The sequence below is a fragment of the Archangium minus genome (assembly GCF_044360475.1).
Classification (GTDB): domain Bacteria; phylum Myxococcota; class Myxococcia; order Myxococcales; family Myxococcaceae; genus Archangium; species Archangium minus.
Genome location: NZ_CP043494.1, coordinates 6588011 through 6607843, shown reverse-complemented (window position 1 = coordinate 6607843; position 19833 = coordinate 6588011). Strand labels below are relative to the sequence as shown.

18 protein-coding genes are annotated in these 19833 nt (G+C 66.0%); 10 read left to right on the top strand and 8 right to left on the bottom strand.

The genetic code is table 11. The features are described from left to right. Nucleotides 1–51 precede the first annotated feature (51 nt). Entirely contained in the window at nucleotides 52–828 is a 777-nt protein-coding gene (locus F0U60_RS26815; protein ID WP_395825112.1) for an enoyl-CoA hydratase-related protein, read from the top strand. Nucleotides 829–877: 49 nt separating this feature from the next. Here F0U60_RS26815 and F0U60_RS26810 read toward each other — a convergent pair whose 3' ends face one another. Both F0U60_RS26810 and F0U60_RS26805 read right to left on the bottom strand, forming a co-directional pair. Next, the gene (locus tag F0U60_RS26810) at nucleotides 878–1573 is read right to left on the bottom strand and encodes a head GIN domain-containing protein (RefSeq protein ID WP_395825109.1); all 696 of its coding nucleotides are present in this window, start codon (nucleotides 1571–1573) and stop codon (nucleotides 878–880) included. Between the two features lie 202 nt (nucleotides 1574–1775). Beyond that, entirely contained in the window at nucleotides 1776–2786 is a 1011-nt protein-coding gene (locus F0U60_RS26805; RefSeq protein WP_395825106.1) for a Kelch repeat-containing protein, read from the bottom strand. 143 nt (nucleotides 2787–2929) lie between these two features. Here F0U60_RS26805 and F0U60_RS26800 point away from each other — a divergent pair, with 143 nt between their 5' ends. From F0U60_RS26800 to F0U60_RS26790, 3 genes are all read left to right on the top strand, one after another. Continuing rightward, nucleotides 2930–3685: an ATP-grasp domain-containing protein gene (locus tag F0U60_RS26800; protein ID WP_395825103.1), complete on the top strand. Its 756-nt coding sequence runs from the start codon at nucleotides 2930–2932 to the stop codon at nucleotides 3683–3685. Nucleotides 3686–3886: 201 nt separating this feature from the next. After that, nucleotides 3887–5431, top strand: coding sequence for an aldehyde dehydrogenase family protein (locus F0U60_RS26795; RefSeq protein WP_395825101.1), 1545 nt, complete (start codon nucleotides 3887–3889; stop codon nucleotides 5429–5431). A 33-nt stretch (nucleotides 5432–5464) separates the two neighbouring features. After that, complete coding sequence (locus F0U60_RS26790; RefSeq protein WP_395825098.1) at nucleotides 5465–6715, top strand: saccharopine dehydrogenase family protein; 1251 nt, start codon at nucleotides 5465–5467, stop codon at nucleotides 6713–6715. Here the strand turns inward: F0U60_RS26790 and F0U60_RS26785 are convergent. Then, nucleotides 6705–7274 (bottom strand): hypothetical protein, encoded by a 570-nt coding sequence (locus F0U60_RS26785; RefSeq protein ID WP_395825094.1) that lies wholly within the window; start codon nucleotides 7272–7274, stop codon nucleotides 6705–6707. The two genes, F0U60_RS26790 and F0U60_RS26785, sit on opposite strands and share 11 nt — an antisense overlap. A 20-nt stretch (nucleotides 7275–7294) precedes the next feature. Further along, nucleotides 7295–8008, bottom strand: a complete 714-nt coding sequence (locus F0U60_RS26780) for an autotransporter outer membrane beta-barrel domain-containing protein (protein WP_395825090.1) — start codon at nucleotides 8006–8008, stop codon at nucleotides 7295–7297. A 283-nt stretch (nucleotides 8009–8291) separates the two neighbouring features. Between F0U60_RS26780 and F0U60_RS26775 the strand changes: the two genes are divergently transcribed. Next, nucleotides 8292–9482 (top strand): family 16 glycosylhydrolase, encoded by a 1191-nt coding sequence (locus F0U60_RS26775; protein WP_395825087.1) that lies wholly within the window; start codon nucleotides 8292–8294, stop codon nucleotides 9480–9482. A 17-nt stretch (nucleotides 9483–9499) separates the two neighbouring features. On the opposite strand, the gene F0U60_RS26770 is transcribed toward F0U60_RS26775, so the two are convergent. The 3 genes from F0U60_RS26770 to hutG form a co-directional block, all read right to left on the bottom strand. Then, on the bottom strand, nucleotides 9500–11110 hold the full coding sequence (locus F0U60_RS26770) for a Na+/H+ antiporter (protein ID WP_395825084.1): 1611 nt from the start codon (nucleotides 11108–11110) through the stop codon (nucleotides 9500–9502). A gap of 185 nt (nucleotides 11111–11295) precedes the next feature. Beyond that, nucleotides 11296–12681 (bottom strand): formimidoylglutamate deiminase, encoded by a 1386-nt coding sequence (locus F0U60_RS26765; protein ID WP_395825081.1) that lies wholly within the window; start codon nucleotides 12679–12681, stop codon nucleotides 11296–11298. Nucleotides 12682–12696: 15 nt separating this feature from the next. Beyond that, nucleotides 12697–13494 carry an N-formylglutamate deformylase gene (gene hutG, locus F0U60_RS26760; protein WP_395825078.1) on the bottom strand — a complete coding sequence of 266 codons (798 nt, stop codon included), beginning with the start codon at nucleotides 13492–13494 and terminating at the stop codon, nucleotides 12697–12699. Nucleotides 13495–13888: 394 nt separating this feature from the next. Here hutG and F0U60_RS26755 point away from each other — a divergent pair, with 394 nt between their 5' ends. From F0U60_RS26755 to F0U60_RS26745, 3 genes are all read left to right on the top strand, one after another. Then, a complete protein-coding gene (locus tag F0U60_RS26755) occupies nucleotides 13889–14677 on the top strand; it encodes an alpha/beta fold hydrolase (protein ID WP_395825075.1) in 789 nt (262 codons plus the stop codon). Between the two features lie 14 nt (nucleotides 14678–14691). After that, nucleotides 14692–16677, top strand: a complete 1986-nt coding sequence (locus F0U60_RS26750; RefSeq protein ID WP_395825073.1) for an ATP-binding protein — start codon at nucleotides 14692–14694, stop codon at nucleotides 16675–16677. A gap of 134 nt (nucleotides 16678–16811) precedes the next feature. After that, nucleotides 16812–17561, top strand: a complete 750-nt coding sequence (locus tag F0U60_RS26745; protein ID WP_395825069.1) for an SDR family NAD(P)-dependent oxidoreductase — start codon at nucleotides 16812–16814, stop codon at nucleotides 17559–17561. 169 nt (nucleotides 17562–17730) lie between these two features. Here the strand turns inward: F0U60_RS26745 and F0U60_RS26740 are convergent, their stop codons facing one another. Further along, nucleotides 17731–18159, bottom strand: coding sequence for a hypothetical protein (locus F0U60_RS26740; RefSeq protein WP_395825066.1), 429 nt, complete (start codon nucleotides 18157–18159; stop codon nucleotides 17731–17733). 76 nt (nucleotides 18160–18235) lie between these two features. On the opposite strand from F0U60_RS26740, the gene F0U60_RS26735 reads away from it, so the two are divergent. Beyond that, nucleotides 18236–18979 carry an ABC transporter ATP-binding protein gene (locus F0U60_RS26735; RefSeq protein WP_395825459.1) on the top strand — a complete coding sequence of 248 codons (744 nt, stop codon included), beginning with the start codon at nucleotides 18236–18238 and terminating at the stop codon, nucleotides 18977–18979. A gap of 5 nt (nucleotides 18980–18984) precedes the next feature. Then, on the top strand, nucleotides 18985–19791 hold the full coding sequence (locus F0U60_RS26730; RefSeq protein ID WP_395825063.1) for an ABC transporter permease: 807 nt from the start codon (nucleotides 18985–18987) through the stop codon (nucleotides 19789–19791). The last annotated feature ends 42 nt before the right edge of the window (nucleotides 19792–19833 follow it).

The window sequence follows — 19833 nt, the reverse complement described above, 5'->3', positions numbered from 1 at the left end:
GGCTGGGGGGTCGATTGGTGGCCCGGTGTAGGGCCCGGTAAGGGAGGGTACATGGCGGAGTTCAAGGTCGACGCACGAGGACCCATCGAGATCTGGACCATTGACGGCGAGGGGCGGCGCAATGCCATCAGCCGGGCGATGTTGAAGGAGTTCGAGGAGATGGTGGCCCGGGTGTCGCGCGGTCACGAGACGCGGGCGGTGATCATCACCGGGGCAGGGGACAAGGCGTTCTGCGCGGGGGCGGACCTCAAGGAGCGCAGCACGATGAGCGAGCCCGAGGTGCGGGCCTTCCTGGACGGGCTGAGGCGCACCCTGCGGTCGCTCGAGAAGAGCGACTGTGTGTTCATCGCGGCGATCAACGGGGCGGCATTTGGGGGCGGAACGGAGCTGGCGCTCACGTGTGACCTGCGGGTGGCGGCGCCGGCGGCCGAGCTGGGGCTCACGGAGGTGAAGCTGGGCATCATCCCCGGCGGAGGCGGGACGCAGCGCCTGACGCGGCTGGTGGGGCCAGGGAGGGCGAAGGATCTGATCCTCACCGGGCGGCGCATCAACGCGGCGGAGGCCTTCAGCATCGGGCTGGTGAACCGGCTGGCGCCAGAGGGGCACCTGCTGGACACGGCGTATTCGATGGCGGAGAGCATCGTGGAGAACGCGCCCATCGCGGTGGCGACGGCGAAGCACGCCATTGATGAGGGCATGTCCAAGGAGCTGGACGAGGCGCTCGCGCTGGAGCTGCGCCACTACGAGAAGGTGTTGGCCACGGAGGACCGTCTGGAGGGACTCAAGGCCTTCGCTGAGAAGCGCAAGCCCGCCTATAAGGGCCGCTAGGACGCAACGTCCTCTCAAGGAATGAACGCTTCGGCGGCGTGCCGAGGGCTCACTTGTACTCGACCCCGGAGCCGCCGGAGCTGTCCACCTGGACGTGCTTGGGCTTCGTGAAGGACCTCACCCGCGAGCCACCGGACAGCTCGCCCTCGATGCTCCGCTCGGGAGCGGCCTGGATCTCAGAGCCGCCGCTGGCCTCCACCTCGAGCGACCCGGCCTGGACCTTGTTCGCTTCGATGACCGAACCGCCGCTGGCGGAGACTTCCAACTCATCCGTGCGGCCTTTGAGCGACAACTGGGAACCGCCGCTGGCCTCCACGTCGAGCTTCCGCGAGTCCAAGTCGGTGATGCGCAGCTGCGAGCCGCCGCTGGCTGTCACCTCGAAGTTCTCCGCGCGGGTGGCCTCGGCGTTGACGTGGGAGCCGCCGCTCGCCGTCACCTTCTCCACCCGTGGGTTGGTGACATAGAGGCGTACGTTTCCGAGCCCCCTGGAGAAGAACGAAGACTTCTCCACCTTCGTCGTCAGCAGGCCGTCCTTCACCTCGAGCTTCACCCGGGACAGGTCGTCCGCACTGCCCTCCAGACGCACGGACTTGGGACCTGGCTTCACCTCGGCGTGGATGCCGTGGCTCACCGCCACCCCGCGGAAGTCAGGCACGTCGATCTGCCCTCCCTTGGCGGCGTCCTGGGCGAGGACGGGAGCGGAGACCAGCAGGAGGGCGGGGAGGAGCAGGGAGCGGAGCTGCATGTCGGCGGACCTCGGGAATGAGAGGCGCGGGGCCTCGTGTCACCCTGGGTACGTGCCGCCACCAGAGCCATTGCACGCCGGCCGCCCGGACGCCTGCTCCCGGGCGGGCTTTGCCTTGAGTTTTATTAGGAAATTCAGGGGCTTGCCGTCAGCGGCTCCCATGGAACCTGGAGGGAGCCGCCCATCCGAGCCGAGTGCCCGCTCAGGGAGTGAACGCCTCGACGGAGACGATGGGTCCCAGCCGCGTCTGCGACGCGCCACCCGGGACGTAGACCGTCGAGCCAACCGCGGCTGCGCCGGTACCGTGGCGCGGCGTCAGCATCGGAGCGAGTACCGCCCAGGTATTGGTCTCGGTGTCATAGACCTCGTTGTCGCCGTAGACGCCCTGGGAGCCCGGTGCTGGGTTGCCCTCACCGCCGATGACATAGATCTTCTTGCCAATCGAGGCCGTTGCGACGCCGCCGCGCGGTGTCGGCAGGGGCGCGCGCGCCGACCAGGTACCCGCCGAGATGTCGTAAGCGAAGACGGTGCCCTTGACGTTCTCGACGCCGTTGGCTCGCCCGCCGAGCACGTAGAACGTGCCGTCCACGACCGCGCCGCCGACGTGATCGCGCGGCTCGGGCAGATCCGGCAGGGTCTCCCACGTGCCCGTCACGACGTCATACGACGAGAACGTCGCCACCGTGTCCTGGAAGTCGGGCGCGAGTGAACGCAGCCCGCCCGCGAGGTAGATCTTCGTGCCGCTCACGCCCACAGCCGCGCTTCCTCGCTCCGTCCCCGCGGGCATGGGCGCGAGCTCCGTCCATGTGTTCGTCTGCGGATCGTACTCATACACGTTGCCGACGGCGTACCAGGGCAAGTCGCTGACCATGCCGCCGATGACGTAGAGCTTCCCTCCCGCCGCCGCGACATTCGGGTGGTTCATCGGCATCGGAATCGGTGCGGCCTGGGACCACGAATCGGTCTGCGGATCGTAGACGGAGATGCGCGCCGTGTTCGCCGGATTGACGCCGGCGACGACGTAGATCTTGCCGTCGAGCGCGGCGACGCCGTGCTCCTGGCGCGGGCCGCCCTCGATGGGAGCGACCTCACGCCACGAGCCCGGCGAGGTCACGGGCGGCGTGTTGGTTCCGCCCCCGTCGTCCTTGTCGCCGCAGGCGAGGGTGAGCAGGGAGAAGCAGAGAGAGAGACAGAGGGAGGTCATGGGACGCATGTCGCGCTTCCTTCCGGGGAAATTGACGCGAGTGAATCTGCCCCTGCTGCGTGCGCTTCACCAATCGAATAGGGGTATGAAGGGTATGCACGGCGTGCATGGTGCGGCTGCGCGCCGGGTCACCTGTTACAATATCGAGCCCCATGATTCGTCGCGCATTCATCCAGGAGCTGGGCAGCGGACGGATGGAGCCCGAGATGCGGGACTTGCTCGGAGGGCTCCAGGAGCGAGGCCTTTCCACCGAGCTGTTCACCGCCAAGCGACTCGAACGACGCCAGCTTCCGTTGGATCGAGAGACGCTGGTCGCGGGTGACGTGCCTACCGTGCTGGGGGCGTTGGGGCAGTTGGGCATCGAGCCGCCGCCAACGAACGACTATCCCAGGAGCATCGAGCCATTCCTCCACCGGCGTCTCTGGACGAGCACCCTTAGGAAATTGACGGCCGATATTGAGAACGGCATGAGCCCACCGGTGTTCGCCAAACCCCAGGGGCGGAAGAAGCGCTTCACGGGTCACGTCTTCCGCACGCAGGAAGATCTGATCTATCTCCAGCGGGCTTCGCTGAGCACGCCCATCCTGTGCTCGGAGGTGGTGCGGTGGCAGAGCGAGTACCGGGTGTTCGTCATCCGGGGTCGCATTGTGGGCCTCCGTCACTACGCTGGGGACCCAGCTATCCGCGTGGACGAGGCGCAGGTGGAGCAGGCCGTCCGTGCGCTGGAGGAGGCCGGCGAGGGCACCGCGGCCTACGGAGTCGACTTCGGTGTGCTGGAGACTGGCCAGACAGCGCTGGTCGAGTGGAACGATGGCTTCTCGTTGGGCTCCTACGGGCTGGACCGATCGCTCTACACGGAGCTGACGCTCGCACGTTGGGCGGAGTTGACCGAGTTCCCTCTGGGATAGGGGACATCCACGGGTTCACAACGCTCCGCGTGTTGGAACTGCTGCGTTCAGCCCACCTCCAGGGGCGAGGTTCTCGGCAGCCCCCTCCGTCGGGGCTTCTTGCGACGAGCGGACACGCCCCACACCTCTGACGCAAGTCGTCGAACTGGCAGGTGAAGCCCTCCGTTGCGTTGCGAGGGCTTCGCCTCCTGGAGGTGTGCTGTGTCCCATGTGCTGATTGCTTCTGCGGAGTGGTCCTATCTCCTGTCTCGCTTACGTGCGCTCGCCCCTGAGGCTTTTGACAGCCAGGGCAGGGTGCTCAACCTGATTGCTCGCGAGTGGGGCAATCCGGGCCATGGAAAACCCTACCTCTCACCGGTGGATGGTCGCCAACTGGGCGCGCTGCCCATGCTCGACCTGGCGACCGCCCAGTACGCGGTGGCCGCCGCGGCCAGTGAGGCCGAGGAGTGGGCTCGGGTAGATCTCGACACGCGCAAGGAGCGTGTCAGCGCCTGCCTGGAGCTCCTTCGTGAGAACCACGAGCTACTCGCGCTGCTCCTCACGTGGGAGATTGGCAAGCCCGTCCCTCAGTCGCGGGTCAGCGTGGAGCGGTGCATCTCCGGCGTGAAGTGGTACGTGGAGAACATCGACTCGATGATGGAGGGCCGTAAGCCGCTCGGGCTCATCTCCAACATCGCTTCGTGGAACTACCCGATGTCGGTGCTGGTGCACGCCATGCTGGTGCATGTGCTCGCCGGCAACGCGGTCATCGCCAAGTCTCCCACTGATGGTGGCCTCTTGGCCCTCACGCTCTCGATGGCCTTCGCTCGCCGCTGCGGGCTCCCGGTGTCGCTGGTGAGTGGCTCTGGAGGAAAGCTCAGCGAAGCCCTGGTGAGAGATCCCCACATCGCGTGCTTGTCCTTCGTGGGCGGCAAGGCCAACGGGCGTGACATCGCCTCGAGCCTCTATGATCGCAAGAAGCGCTACATGCTGGAGATGGAGGGGGTCAACACCTACGGCATCTGGCGCTTTAGTGACTGGGACTCGCTGGCGAAGCAACTCAAGAAGGGCTTCGAGTATGGCAAGCAGCGCTGCACGGCCTACCCGCGGTTCGTGGTGGAGCGCAGCCTGGTGCCTCGCTTCCTGGAGATGTATCTGCCGGTGCTCGCGTCGTTGAAGGTGGGCCACCCGTTGCTCGGGGAGACACCGGAGTCAAAGCCACCCGCGGTGGATTTCGGACCGCTCATCAACAGCCAGAAGGTCGAGGAGCTGCACGCCATGATGAGCGAGGCCGAGGCCAAGGGGGCCATCCCCCTGTACAAGTGCCGGCTGGAGCCGGACATGTTCCTGCCGGGCCAGGACGTGTCGGCCTACCTCGGGCCCTGCGCCTTCCTCCACGTGCCGAGGAACTGCCGCCTCTACCACAACGAGCCATTCGGCCCGGTGGACTCCATCGTCGTCGTGGACACGGAGGAGGAGCTCATCACCGAGATGAACGTCTCCAACGGCGCGCTCGTGGCGTCGATCGCCTGTGACGAGCCCGAGACGGCCAAGCGTGTCGCCTCGGAGCTGCGCGCCTTCAAGGTGGGCATCAACACCGTCCGCTCCCGCGGCGACCGCGAGGAGGTCTTCGGTGGCATCGGCCAGTCGTGGCAGGGCTGCTTCGTGGGCGGCGCCTACCTGGTGCGGGCCGTGACCGAGGGGCCCCCTGGCGAACGTCTCTTTGGCAACTTCCCGGACTACACCCTGTTGCCAGAGACACGTTGAGACTGCGCCTCGGCGAAGTAATGTCCGCGGCCTATGCCCAAGGCCTCGAACGTCGAATTCGACATCATCTTGTGGGGCGCCACCGGCTTCACCGGTCGCCTCGTCGCCGAGTACCTCGCGAAGACCCAGGACGCCCACCGGGCGCGCTGGGCCCTCGCTGGCCGTGACCGCGCACGACTCGAGCAGGTGCGCGCGTCGCTCGCCACGAAGCACCCCGCCTGTGCCGAGCTCCCCCTCGTGCTCGGGGATGCGAAGGACTCGGCCTCGCTGGATGCCATGGTGGCCCGCACGCGTGTGGTCATCACCACCGTGGGCCCCTACGCGCGTCATGGCGACGAGCTGGTGGCCGCCTGTGCCCGTAGCGGAACGGACTACTGCGATCTGACGGGCGAGGTGCAGTGGATGCGCCGGACGATCGACGCCCACCACGCCCGCGCCCGGGAGACGGGCGCGCGCATCGTCCACACCTGTGGCTTCGACTCCATCCCCTCGGACCTGGGGGTGCTCGTCGTCCAGGAGCACATGCGGCAGCACCATGGCTCGCACTGCAACCGCGTGCGCTACCTCGTGAAGAAGCTTCGCGGCGGCGTCAGCGGGGGCACCGTGGCGAGCATGCTGCAGGCCGTGGACGAGACCCGCGCGGACCCTTCCGTGCGCCGCGTGCTCGGCAATCCCCATGCGCTCGACCCGGAGCCGCGGCGCGGCCGTCCCGAGGAGCGCGACCAGCTCGGTGTGCGCTACGACGCGGAGCTCGGGCGGTGGACGGGGCCCTTCGTGATGGCGGCCGTCAACACCCGTGTGGTGCGGCGCTCCAACGCGCTGCTCGGCTACCCCTGGGGCCAGGACTTCCTCTACTCCGAGGCGTCGACCTTCGCGCCGGGTGTGAAGGGGCTGCTCGCCGCGGCCGGCATGTCCGCGGGGCTCGTCGGTGGCCTCTTCGCGGCCGCGAGTATTCCTCCGGTGAGGCGCCTGATTGAGAAGCGCATCGCCCCCGGAGAGGGCCCCTCGGCCGAGCAGCGCGAGCGGGGTTCCTTCGAGATCCAGCTGGTGGGCGAGGGGACGTCCGCGAAGACCGGAAGCCCCGTGCGCCTGGAGGGGCGAGTGGCCGGCAAGGGCGACCCCGGCTACGCGGCCACGTCGCGGATGCTCTCCGAGTCCGCCCTGTGCCTCGCCTTCGACGACATTCCCAAGGAGGGGGGAGTCCTCACCCCCGCCTCGAGCATGGGCATGAAGCTCGTCGAGCGCCTGCGCCGGGCGGACATGACCTTCGAGGTTACGGGGTAGGGAGGAACAGGTAGAGGTAGTTGACCCGGACCCTGAAGGCCATGCAGGCCTGCCCGCGCAGGGTCCACTCCTCGTGGGGGAGTGCTCCCTTGGCCTGGAGGTAGAGCTCCACCGGACCGTCCTTGTTCAACTGGGTCAGGTCCACCTCCTCGCCCCGGAGCTGGGCGCCCTGGAGGCCAACGCCCGGCTGTCGCTTGTAGGCGAGGAGCATGGTGGCCCGAGAGAGATCGGTGGCGCCCTCGGGCCGCATCGCCAGCATCGCCTCGTCGATGGTCTCGAACCGGGAGTTGTCGTCGGTCTGCAGCGTCACCTCGGTGAGCTGGAGGGAGAGCGAACCCACGGTGTCGCTCTCGATGCTGCCGGGGAAGGAGAAGGGGAGGACCGTGCTCACCTCATAGGACTCCGGCGGCGCCGCCGGCATCACGATGTCCTCCAATTGCTTGCACAGCCGCTCCTCCTCCAGCTCCACGAAGAAGAGGTCCTTGAAGGAGAAGTCCGCGCAGCCCCCGAGGACTCCGGACAGGGACAGCAGCAGCAAGGCGCGTCGAAAATGGCTCATGGTGATCTCTGTCTCTGGAATCAACGGAAGTAGATGAGGAAGCCCAGCTTCGCCGAGGGGGAGGTGAAGCGCAGCCCGACGGGATCCGCGCTGATCCCTGGATCATCGAAGACGGTCCGGAGAAAGGCCTCGGAGTTCTGGGCGTCGAAGGACCAGTAGCTGATGCCCGCGCGCAAGAAGAAGACGAAGTGGCGCGGTGAGCCGACCTCCAATCCGACGGTGGCGGAGGCGAAGTCGTAGCTGAGATCCTTCAGCAGCTCGATGCCCTCATCGGAGCTGGAGCCGCCGAGCCTCTGGTAGAGCGGGCGGTAGTCGGCACCGAAGTAGTGACCGACGTCTAGATTCAGGGAGGGCGTGATGGGGAAGTAGAGGGCCACGCCGACGCCGGCGCGCACCGCCACGCCGGCCGTGTTCGTCGCCAGGCCTCCGCTGAACCTCAGCCACGGCAACGGGCGGTAGAGCACCGAGGCACCCGCCAGATCGGGAAGGCCCCCGTCGAGCATCAATCCCCAGCGCGTGTGCGGCCGGACGGCACTGGGAGCCGAGGGTGCACTGGGCGGAGGGGATTCAACCACCGCCTCGGGCTGCGGCGTTGGGGCGAAGGGATCCGTGCTGCTCGCTGCGGGACTGCTCACGGCCTCCTGTGTGACGGGCGCGGCAGGCACATCCGCGGGTGGTTCGGCAGGTGCGACGCTCCCTAGAGAGAGCGCCAGGGCGAGTTGAATCAAGGGCATGAGGAGATTCCTGGAAGGCGTCCATTCTCATGGACGCGCGGCCTCCGAGGGGTCGGAGCAGCTCCTCGAACCGATGTGCGTGAACTCACTGTGGGCCCCCTCGGACAACGCGGCACCACCTTAATGTTTGAGAAAGGACGAATCAATCAGACGCCCGTCGCGCTGTCGTTGCGATTCCCAGACATCCTGGATTAACGCTCGAGAAAGGACTTGTCGGAATCTCAGAAGGCGACAGGTCCTCCCTACCCCAAGTGAGGAGCGACAGATGCGGAGCAGTGAATCCATGAAGGCTGGAGCCAGGGGGCTTCTGGCAGTGCGGTGGATGGTGCTGATGTTCGCCGTGCTGCTCGCGACGGGCGCGTCCGCGGCCACGTCGGGTTACACGATCACCTCCACCACCAGCGTGCACTTCTTCGTGAGCGACGCGCCGTGGGCGGATCTGCACTATCAGATCAACGGTGGGACGCAGCTCAACGTCCGGATGATCACCAGCGGAACGAACCACCATATCTACAACGTCACGGGAGTGCCGGCGGGCGCGACGGTGCGCTACTTCTTCACGATCGGCAGCTACTCCGGCGGCGCGACGGACACGGCGTGGGCGCAGTTCTCCATGTCCGGCACCAACCCCAACCCTCCTACCGGCACCTGGACCGTGGTGTGGGAAGACACCTTCTCGGGCAGTGGCCAGCCCAATCCGGCCAACTGGAGCTACCACGTTGGCAACGGCTGGAATCCGGGCGCGGGGGCCTTCTCGGGTTGGGGCAACGGGGAGTGGGAGTGGTACCGGCCGGAGAACACGTACGTCCAGAACGGCAACCTCGTCATCAAGGGCGAGTACCACACCACGCCTACGGTGATCGCCGGCCGGAACTGGTACCAGCGCTCGGGGCGCATCACGACCAAGGGCAAGCGCTCGTGGACGCATGGGCGCATTGAGGCGCGGATCGCGATGCCCAACGCGATTGGCACCTGGCCGGCCTTCTGGATGATGGGGACGGCGTGCGACGACACCGTGACCACGAACTACGCCGCGCCGATGAGCCACTACGACGTGATGGCGTCCAACTGGTCCAGCTGCGGTGAGATCGACATCATGGAGCACAAGAACAGCGAGACGAACACGTACCAGAACCTGTTCTGGGACTCGCGCATCGGGCTCTACCCGTGGGCGAACGGCATGAACAACGATCAGCCTGGCAACATCTACGTGGGCAACGTCACGCAGTTCCACCTGTACACGATCGAGTGGGAGCCCACGCAGATTCGCTGGTACGTCGACCGTGAGACGAACCCCTCGCCGGTGCACACCGTGGACATCACGGCGAGCAACAAGGAGGAGTTCCAGAAGCCGTTCCACATCATCCTGAACCTGGCCCTGAGCGGTCAGTTCACGGGCAATGCCGAGCCCAACCCGGCGGACTTCCCGATGTACATGTACGTCGACTACGTCCGGGTCTGGCAGCGCAAGTAGGAGCCACGGCCCTTGTCTCAGGTGCCCACCGCGCCCGGAGTGGGGGAGGAGCCCTCCTCCGGGGGCAGGTGACTCCCGGCGGCGTCCGCCTGGGCGATTCGCTCGTCCAGGTCCGCGACCAGGTGCTCGAAGGCCTCCTTGCCGATGGCCCCCTTCTGGTACGCCTTGAGGAGTGACTCCTTCTCCACGATGAGCACCCGCCGGACTGCCTCCTGGTGCTCCTCCTCGTGGAAGCGCATGGACTGCTGCTTGAGCTCGGAGAGCTCCCGCTCGGCGGCGGCCGCCTTCTCCTGGTAGTCCCGCTCGAGCTGCTCCAGCACGTCGGCGGGAATCTCCCGCGTGCGGCGCATGCCCTCCAGCGCGGACAGCGCCGCGTGGATCGCCCCCAGCCGGCCCCGCGCCAGCTCGTACTGCTCCTGGTAGGCATCCTTCATTCCGGTGATGCCCAGCCACCGCAGCAGCGGCGCCATGGTGAGTCCCTGGAAGATGATGGCGAGCACCACCACGCCGAACGTCATGTTCACCAGCAGCTCGCGGTGGGGGAAGTCCGCCGGCAAGCCGAGGATGAGCACCATGGAGATGGCCCCGCGCAGCCCGCTCCAGGTGAGCACCGCGGTCCAGCTCCAGGGCATCCGCTCGGACGTGAACCGCAACAAGCCCGACACGCCGTACACCACCAGCGCGCGCCCCACCAACACCGCCACATACGCCGCGAGAATCGGCTTCCAGGAGGCCAGCAGCGCGCCGAGCTTCACCTCCAGGCCGATGAGCAGGAACACCACCGAGTTGAGCGCGAAGGCCAGGTACTCCCAGAAGCTCGCCACCGCCACCCGCGTGGTGGGGCTCATGCCCTCGTGCGCCGCCCAGTTGCCGCACAGCATGCCCGCCACCACCGTGGCGATGACGCCCGAGTAGTGGAAATGCTCGGCCACCACGAACGATCCATACGCGGCGATGACCGTGAGGGTGATTTCCACCATCGCGTCGTCCACACGATGGATGACCTGCGAGACGGCGAAGCCCACCGCCCCGCCGACGAGCATGCCCATGCCGGCCACCTTCACGAACTCCAGCACCGCCCCGCCCACGGTGAAGGAGCCTCCGGTGGCCGCCGCGACGATGAGCGTGAAGAGCACCACGGCCGTCCCATCATTGAGCAGGCTCTCGCCCTCCACGAGGATGGCCAGCCGCTTGGGCGCCCCCAGCGCCTTGAAGAGCCCCACCACGGCGATGGGATCCGTGGAGACGATGACCGCGGCGAACACCAGCGCGTGGATGAAGCCGAAGCCCGATACGAAGCGCAACCCCTCCACCACTGGCGAAAGGATGAGCGCGGTGACCCCGACGGACGCCGCGACGCCCGGAATGGCCAGCGAGTGGATGGCCAGCTTGTTCTTCCAGAACTTGCGGAACTCCACCTGGAAGGCCGCCTCGAAGAGCAGCCCCGGCAGGATGATGGCGAAGAGCAGTTCCTTGGTGAGGTGGGGAGGCTCGAAAGCGTGCGCCGTGCCAAGCGCCAGCCCCGCCACCACCAGGGCCACCGTGTACGGGAACTTGAAGTAGCGCGCCGCGATCGCCACCGCCGTCGCGATGGAGAAGATCAGCACGAAGGCCAGCTCGAAATGCATTACTTCACTCCGTTTGAACTCAAAGAGCCAGTTCCTATCCCATAGGCGGCTTCATCCCCGCAACTTGGCTCACGTCGTCCTACCTTTCATCACCAGCGACACGTGTCTTTCGTGAGCTTCGCACCTGTGCTGGCCAGCGCCTCCGCGATGGCCGTCAGGAACCCGAGGCGAAGTAGCCTTCCAGCTCAGGCCTCCGCGAGCAGTCGGTCCAGCTCGCGCCGGTAACGTGCCAGCAGGGCGTCCTCCGCTTCATGGTGCCGCTCGCGTACCACGAAGCGCCCGGCCACCATGACGTCGCGGACGCAGTCGCTCCCACTGGCGAAGAGGTAGGAGTCGAGCAGCGCATCCCGCGTGCGCCCGTAGAGCTTGGGGTGCTCCGCATCGAGGACGACGAGATCGGCCGGGGCGCCCACCTCCAGCCCGGGAGCGGACAGCCCCAGCGCTCGGGCTCCTCCAGCCACCGCGGCACGGTAGAGGCCCGCGCCCACCGAGTCCTCCGAGCCCACACGCAGCACATTGCGGCGCCGGGCCACCAGCCGCTGGCCGTACTCCAAGAGGCGCAGCTCCTCCGGCGCGCTGACGCTGATGTGGCTGTCCGAGCCGACGCCGAACACGCCCTCCTGGCGCAGGTAGTCCACGGCAGGGAAGAGGCCATCTCCCAGGTTGGCCTCCGTCGTCGGGCACAGGCCAGCCACGGCGCCACTGGCGGCCAGCCGGGTCACTTCCTCGGACGTGAGGTGCGTGGCGTGCACCAGGCACCATCGCGCATCCACCGGCACGTGATTCAGCAACCACTGCACGGGGCGCTCACCACTCCAGGCCAGGCAGTCCTCTACCTCCTTCACCTGCTCGGCGATGTGGATGTGGATCGGCGCCCGCGCGTCCAGCGCGCTCATGCCGGCGAGGGCCTCGCGCAGCTCCTCGGGCGTCACCGCGCGCAACGAGTGCAGCGCCAGGCCCACGCTCACCGCGGGCTCCGCTGCCGTCACCTGTCGCACGGACTCCACAACTCCGAGCAACCCCTCCACCGTGTGGAGGAAGCGCTTCTGTCCCTCGGTGGGAGCGCGTCCGCCGAAGCCACCGTGGGCATAGAGCGTGGGCAGGTGCGTCAGCCGGATGCCTGTCTCGCGCGCGGCGGCCACGATGCGGAGCGAGTTCTCCGCTCGGTCGGCATACGGTGTCCCTGCCCGGTCATGGTGGAGGTAGTGGAACTCGGCGACGGAGGTGTAGCCGGCCTTCAGCATCTCCAGGTACAGGAGCGCGGCCACCGCCTGCAGGCCCTCCGGGGTGAAGCGGGCGAGGAAGCGGTACATCGTGTCCCGCCACGTCCAGAAGTCGTCCTCGGTGCGGCCGGCTCGCTCGGCGAGCCCAGCCATCGCGCGCTGGAAGGCATGGGAGTGCAGGTTGGGCATCCCCGGCACCACCGGCCCCGAGGCCTGTGCACCCTCGGGCTTCGCCCCGCGCTCGACTGCGACAATGAAGCCCCGGTCATCGAACCGGAGCAGGACATTCTCCGCCCAGCCGTCCGTCAGCAGCACGGAGCGGCAGAACAGGCTCATCTCACGACTCATGGAGGGTCCTCGTGCTCAGGAGAGGCCGCCGGAGCGGGCGAAGTCGGCCAGCACCTCGACGAAGCGCCGGAGCGTGGGCCGGAGGGCCTCCGCACGATCCTCGCGGAAGGTGAAGGGCGCGTCCTCGTCCATGTAGTTGCACTGGGCCATCTCGAGCTGCACGGCGTGGTAGCCGGTGGTGGGCCGCCCGTAATAGCGGGTGATGTAGCCGCCCTTGAAGCGCCCGTTGAGGACGTGCGAGTAGTTGCTCGAGGCGCAGGTGGCCACCAGCCGCTCGGTGACTTCCGGCGCGAGGCTCCGCCCATCCGCGGTGCCGATGTTGAGGTCCGGCAACCGCCCCTCGAACAGCCTCGGGACAACGGAGCAGATGGAGTGCGCATCGAGCAGCACCGCGATTCCATGCTGCGCGTGGAAGCCGGCCAGCGTCTGTTCGAGGCGCTCGTGGTAGGGGCGCCAGTAGGTCTCGAAGCGCGCCTTGCGCTCGGCGGGCTCGGGAGCACGGCCGTGACGGTAGAGCGGGCGCCCGTCGAAGAGCGTCTCGGGGAAGAGGCCGGTCGTCGCGGTGGCGTAGAGCGGCGTGTCATCCGGCGGACGGTTGAGGTCGATGGTGTAGCGCGAGTAGCGAGCCACCAGCACGCTGGCGCCCACCTCCTCGAGGAAGTTGTAGAGGAGCGGTAGGTGCCAGTCGGTGTCCGGAAGGCTCTGGGCCTCGTCGGTGAGCCGCTCGTGCAGGCCGTCCGGGAGCAAGGTCCCCACATGCGGCATGCTGACGAGCAACGGAATGCGTCCCGGCTTGAAGAGGTAGGGCTCCATGGGTCTCGAGTCGTGCGTGTAGAGGGCGCGAGTCTATCGCTCTTGGATCTTCTTTGGAGCTTCCTCAGATCCACGGAGGCGCGTTGCCGTCAATGATCGTTGGCAGGAACCTCGCGCGGTGGAACTCAAGGCGCAAAAGCTCGACTCAGCCGCTCTGTCTCTCACGGAAAGTCGCTACTGGGCGGGCACTATGTGTGAACCCCTACGCGGCTACGGCACCGCATTGTCTGTGGCGAATATTCGGGCCGCAGCCGGAGAATGCACGTTCCCTTATGTGTAGCTCCCTGGAGATATTTGAGCGGCCAGGCGAGCGCCCCGCATCGTCCCGGCCGTGAAGTGGTATGGTGGGTTGGTCGCTGGCGTAGCTCGTTGAATTCATTCAGGTTTTGTGAACATGAACGCCATCAAGCGGAATAATGTAAAAGTTCTGGGACGCGGTAAAAAGGCGATGCTCTTCGCCCATGGGTATGGGTGCGATCAGAACATGTGGCGGCTCATCACGCCGGCCTTCCAGGATGATTATCAAATCGTCCTTTTCGACCACGTCGGGAACGGGCAGTCGGAAATCTCCGCCTACAACCGCACCAAGTACAGCTCGCTCAAGGGCTATGCGGAGGATGTGCTGGAGATCTGCCGCGAGCTGGGTGTGAAAGATGTCGTTTTTGTCGGTCACTCGGTGAGCGCCATGATCGGGGTGTTGGCCGCGCTCGAGGAGCCGGACCGGTTCGAGAAGCTGGTCCTGATCGGACCCTCCCCCTGCTACATCAATCACGACGATTACGTGGGCGGCTTCTCCCGGGGGGACATCGAGGAGTTGCTGGAGTCCCTGGACAGCAACTACCTGGGCTGGTCGAGCACGATGGCGCCCGTGATCATGGGCAATCCGGATCGCCCGGAGCTGGGGGCGGAGCTGACCAACAGCTTTTGTCGTACCGATCCCGAGATCGCGAAGCACTTCGCGCACGTGACGTTCCTCTCGGACAACCGGGCCGACCTGCCGAAGCTGAAAACTCCGTCGCTGATCCTGCAGTGCTCGCAGGACGTGATCGCTCCGGAGTGCGTAGGCGAATACGTGCACCGGACCCTGGCCAATAGTCGATTGGTGGTGATGAAGGCCACCGGGCACTGCCCCAACCTGAGTGCGCCTGAAGAAACCATCGCGGCAATGAAAACCTTTTTGTGAGTGGCGGTTGAATCTTGAGAGGTCAGCCAGAGAGGGAGATACATGAGGCGCTGCTCGGGGACAGCGCGGAGGATCTCTATGAGAACGCGCCTTGTGGCTACATTTCCACGCTGCCGGACGGAACCATCATCAAGGTCAACCGGACCTTCCTGACGTGGACGGGTTACCAGCGGGAGGAGCTCCTCTCCGGCAAGCGCTTCCAGGATCTCCTGACCATTGGAAGCAAGATCTTCCATGAGACGCATTACGCGCCCCTGCTGCGAATGCAGGGTTTCCTCAATGAGATCAACTTCGAGCTGGTTCACAAGGATCGTCAGAAGATCCCGATCCTGATCAACACCACACAGAGAAGAGACGCCGCCGGCAATCCTCTTTCAAACCGGACGACCGTCTTCAACATCTCCGACCGAAAGAAGTACGAGCAGGAGCTGTTGCTGGCCAGGAAGAAGGCCGAACAGGCCGTGAAGGCGAAGGCGGACTTCCTGTCGATGATCAGTCATGAGATTCGCACTCCGATGAATGCCATCGTCGGGCTCTCGAATCTCCTGCAGGAGGCCCAGCTCTCGCCCCAGCAACAAGAGTATGTCCGCATCTTGAAGCTCTCCTCTGAGAATCTGCTGAGCCTGCTCAACGACGTCCTCGACTTCAGCAAGATCGAGGCGGGCAAGGTGACGCTGGAGGAGCGGAGCTTCGAGGTCCGCCAGTTGATCGACAGCATCGTCCATGGCCTCGGCATCAAGGCCGAGGAGAAGGGCTTGAGGGTCCGGGTCGAGGTCGACAAGCGGGTGCCGATCCTCCTTGTGGGCGACCCGATCAAGCTCCGGCAGATCCTCACGAACCTGTTGAGCAATGCCATCAAATTCACCGAGCGCGGGAGCGTCACGGTCGCGCTGCGGGTCCTGGAGTTGTTCCCGGATGCGGCCTCCCTCGAGTTCAGGGTCACCGATACGGGCATTGGAATCGCCGAGGACCGTCTGGGCGCGATCTTCGAGGAGTTCACCCAGGCCAGCTATGAGATCAACATGAAGTACGGAGGAACCGGCCTGGGCCTCGCCATCACCCGGAAGTTGTTGGATCTGCATGGCAGCAAGATGTCGGTGGAGAGCGAGCCGGGGGTGGGTTCATCGTTCTCCTTCAATCTGCGCTTGAAGCTCGGTCAGGAAGCCAGGGAGTCGCATCGCCCGAGGACACGGGATGCGCAGGCCATCCAGGGCGTCAGGGTCCTGGTCGCAGAGGATAACGACGTCAACGTCTTCGTGATCGAGCGCTTCCTGCGGAGCTGGGGTGTTGAGTTCGATGTGGTGGAGAATGGGCAGGCCGCCGTGGAGAAGGTCACGGCGAACCATTACGACCTGGTGCTGATGGATCTCCAGATGCCCGTGTTGGATGGGTATGACGCCACCCGGAAGATCCGGAGTCTTCCCGAGGAGAGGTTCCGACGGCTGCCCATCATCGCCTTGTCCGCCTCCGCGCGGATCGGGCTGGAAGACAAGTTGGAGCACGCGGGCTTCACGGACTTCGCCAGCAAGCCCTTCGAGCCGGAGGAGCTCTTCGCGAAGATCGCCGAGCACGGTTCCCGGTCCGTGCCCGCCTCCGCGGGGCAGCGCCCCGGGCGGGAGAAGGAGCAGGCGGAGTTGGGCTCAGCCCCACCTTCGCGGAGTTTCAGCCTCGAGGAGTTCCGGTCGCTGACCGCGGGGGATCGGAAGGCCATGCTCAAGCTGTGCTCCACCACCCTCAAGAACTGTGAGAACTACAAGCATGAGTTCCAGGAGGCGATCGATACGGGCAACCTGGAGCGGTTCGCATTTCATGCCCACAAGGGAAAGATGACCCTGGAGTTGCTGCAGGCCCACGCGCTGCTGGCCGCGCTGAAGCAGGGCAAGACGCTCCTGGCGGAGAAGGAGGGGGAGCCGACCAGGCTCCAGTCCATCGGGCAGGTCATCCAACGAGAGCTGGATGCCATCATCGAGGTCTTGAAGGCGGAGCTGCAGCAGGGATAGCGGTGGGAGGGGCGTCTCTTCGCGTTGGGGCCCGCGATAGACTCGGAGCTCCGCCGGGCCCTGCTCGACTCCTGAACCGCATTCAGCCCGAAGGGAAGTGGCACCCCAGGCGTTACGGAAAGAGAGGACCGAGGATGCTGCTGGAGAACAAGGTGGCCGTCATCTATGGCGGGGGCGGCTCGATTGGTGGTGCCGTGGCCCGCGCCTTCGCTCGCGAGGGGGCGAGGGTCTTCCTCGCGGGTCGCACGAAGGCGAAGCTCGATTCGATCGCGGACGACATCCGTTCTCGTGGCGGACAGGCGGACACTGCCATTGTCGACGCACTCGACGAGAAGGCCGTCGGCGCGTTCGTTGATGCGGTGGTTGAGCAGGCCGGGCACATCGACATCTCGTTCAACCTCATCGGGTACGGCGACGTGCAGGAGCCGCTCATGAAGCTTTCGGTCGACGACTTCCTGCAGCCGATCACGAACGCGGCGCGGACACAGTTCGTGACGACGAGGGCGGCTGCTCCGCACATGATTGCGCGCGGCTCGGGTGTCATCCTCACATTCGGTGGTTCGGGGCCGCAGACACTGCCCGGCCTGGGGGGATTCAAGATCGCTCTCGACGCCCTCGAGGGCCTTCGTCGGCAGTGGGCCTGCGAGCTCGGCGCCCACGGCATCCGCGTGGTGACACTGAAGACGGGCGGAATCGCCGAGACCATCCCCGACACGGTCCCCGGGTGGAAGGACATCGTCGCAGACATCGAGCAGAAGACCCTGCTGAAGCGTGCGGCGAGGCTCGCCGACGTGGGCAACGTCGCGGCCTTCGTGGCTTCCGATCTGGCCCGCACTCTGACCTCTACCGAGGTCAACATCTCCGCCGGAGCGATCGTGGACTGAGCCAGGAGATGAGAAAGTCCTGGCTGCCCTCCGGCCGCACTTTTCGTGGACCTGTCCGACAGTCGGACAAGTAGCGGAAGATCGCTCCCGGAGGGGGCTCCTGTTCTTGGTTCGTTCGGGCCCCTTGGGCGTTTCTTCGACTGGCCGCCCGGAAAGATTCAGGTCGCCGTCATCCCTGCTCGGACTTGCGCACGGCCTCCTCGCAGATCCCCACGCAGCGGAGTGCATCGTCGAGCGGCTTGAATGCACCGGACTCGATCTCGGCGGCCCTCATCGGGTTCTGCCGGAAGCAGTAGAGCGTGGTGGGGTGGATGGGCTCGGTGCACAGCTTCTTGTAGTGCAGTGCCAGCTCCAGCGCGCGCCGGGGCTGCCCATCCTCGATGAAGAAGTCCATCGCCTGCTTGAGGACGTCCGGGTGGTAGGGGTTGGCCTCCAGCATCTCCTCCATGAGCGGTCCGCGGCGCGGGTCCCTCGGCGCGAACTGGTTGAGGTAGTTCATGAAGTTGGACATGGCGAAGCTGTTGCCACGCAGCAGCCGGTAGCCCGCATGCGCGTGGGCCAGGATGTGCTCGGCGTTCCACGGGTCGCGTTGGAACATGTGAGCAAAAAAGGTTGTCGCGCTCCGCCGGCGGCATCAGAACAGGGGCCTCGTGGAAGGAGCAGTCGTGGAGAGCATATCGAAGGTCCTGTCCGTCCAGGGTCTGCGCAAACAATATGGGGCCACCGTCGCCGTCGATGGCATCTCGTTCGACGTGGGCCGCAAGGAGATCGTCGGGCTCCTGGGGCCCAATGGGGCAGGGAAGACCACGACCATCAACATGGTCCTCGGCGTCCTCGAGCCAAGCTCCGGGTCCATTCACATTGAGGGGGTGGACCTCGCGAAGCGCCGGGCCCAGGCGCTCGAGCGCACCAACTTCGCCGCCGTCTATGCGCCTCTGCCCGGAAACCTCACCGTGCGGCAGAACCTGCGCGTCTTCGGGCTCATCTACGGCGTGAAGGAGTTGTCCAAGCGGATTGAAGAGCTGATTGCGCAGTTCGACCTCGAGCGGTTCCGCGACGTGAAGTGCGGCGTGCTCTCCTCGGGAGAGCAGACGCGGGTGGCCCTGGCCAAGGCCATGCTCAACCGTCCGCGGCTCCTGTTGCTCGATGAGCCGACGGCCTCGTTGGATCCCTCCACGGCGCGCGACCTCCGCGCTCGGATCCGCGAGTTCGCCACACAGGGCACCGGTGGCGTGCTGTGGACCTCGCACAACATGTACGAGGTCGAGGAGGTGTGCGATCGCGTGCTCATCGTCTCGCACGGGAAGATTCTGCTCGAAGGCGACCCCAGGACCCTGCCGGGCGAGCACGGCAAGGCGACGCTCGAGGAGCTGTTCATCACCGTGGAGCGCGAGCCGCTCGCGCTGGAGCGGGTCTGACTCCCATGTCCTTCAACCGTGCTGCCGCCGTCGTCCTTCGTCAGTTCTATCTCATCCGGGGGAGCCCCTCGCGCGTCTTTCCACTCTTCGTGTGGGTGGCCATTGACATGGTGTTGTGGGGCTTCATCACCCGCTACCTCAATACCGTCACCGGGAGCGGTGGCCCCGACTTCGTTCCCTCGCTGCTGGGCGCGGTGCTCCTGTGGGACTTCCTGACCCGCGTCATGCAGGGCGTGACGATGGCGTTCTTCGAGGACGTGTGGTCGCGCAACTTCCTCAACATCTTCGCGACGCCCTTGTCGATCTCCGAGTACATCAGCGGGCTCGTGCTCTCGAGCATCGCGACGAGCTCCATCGGCCTCATCGTGATGCTCGTTGTCGCGAGCACGGCGTTCGGGCTGTCCCTGTTCTCCTTCGGCCTGCTGATCGTGCCGTTCCTGCTCGTGCTCTTCCTCTTCGGAATCGCGCTCGGCATCTTCGGCACCGCCATCGTGCTGCGGCTCGGGCCGTCCGCGGAGTGGTTCGTCTGGCCCATTCCCGCCGTGGTCTCACCGTTCGCGGGCGTCTTCTATCCGCTCGCAACGCTCCCGGAGTGGATGCAGCTCGTCGCGCGCCTGCTGCCGCCGTCCTACGTGTTCGAGGGCATGCGGACGATCGTCTCGGGTGGGGCCTTCTCGGCGACGACCCTGCTCTGGGGAGTGGGGCTCGCCTTGTTGTACATCCTGCTGGCGTGTTGGGTCTTCACGCGCGTCTATCGGCAGGCCGTGCGCACAGGCCTCATTGCTCGTTATAGCGCCGAGAGCGTGAGCTGATGATGTCCCGGCGGCGAGGCCGACAACCCGTTAAGAGGCGTG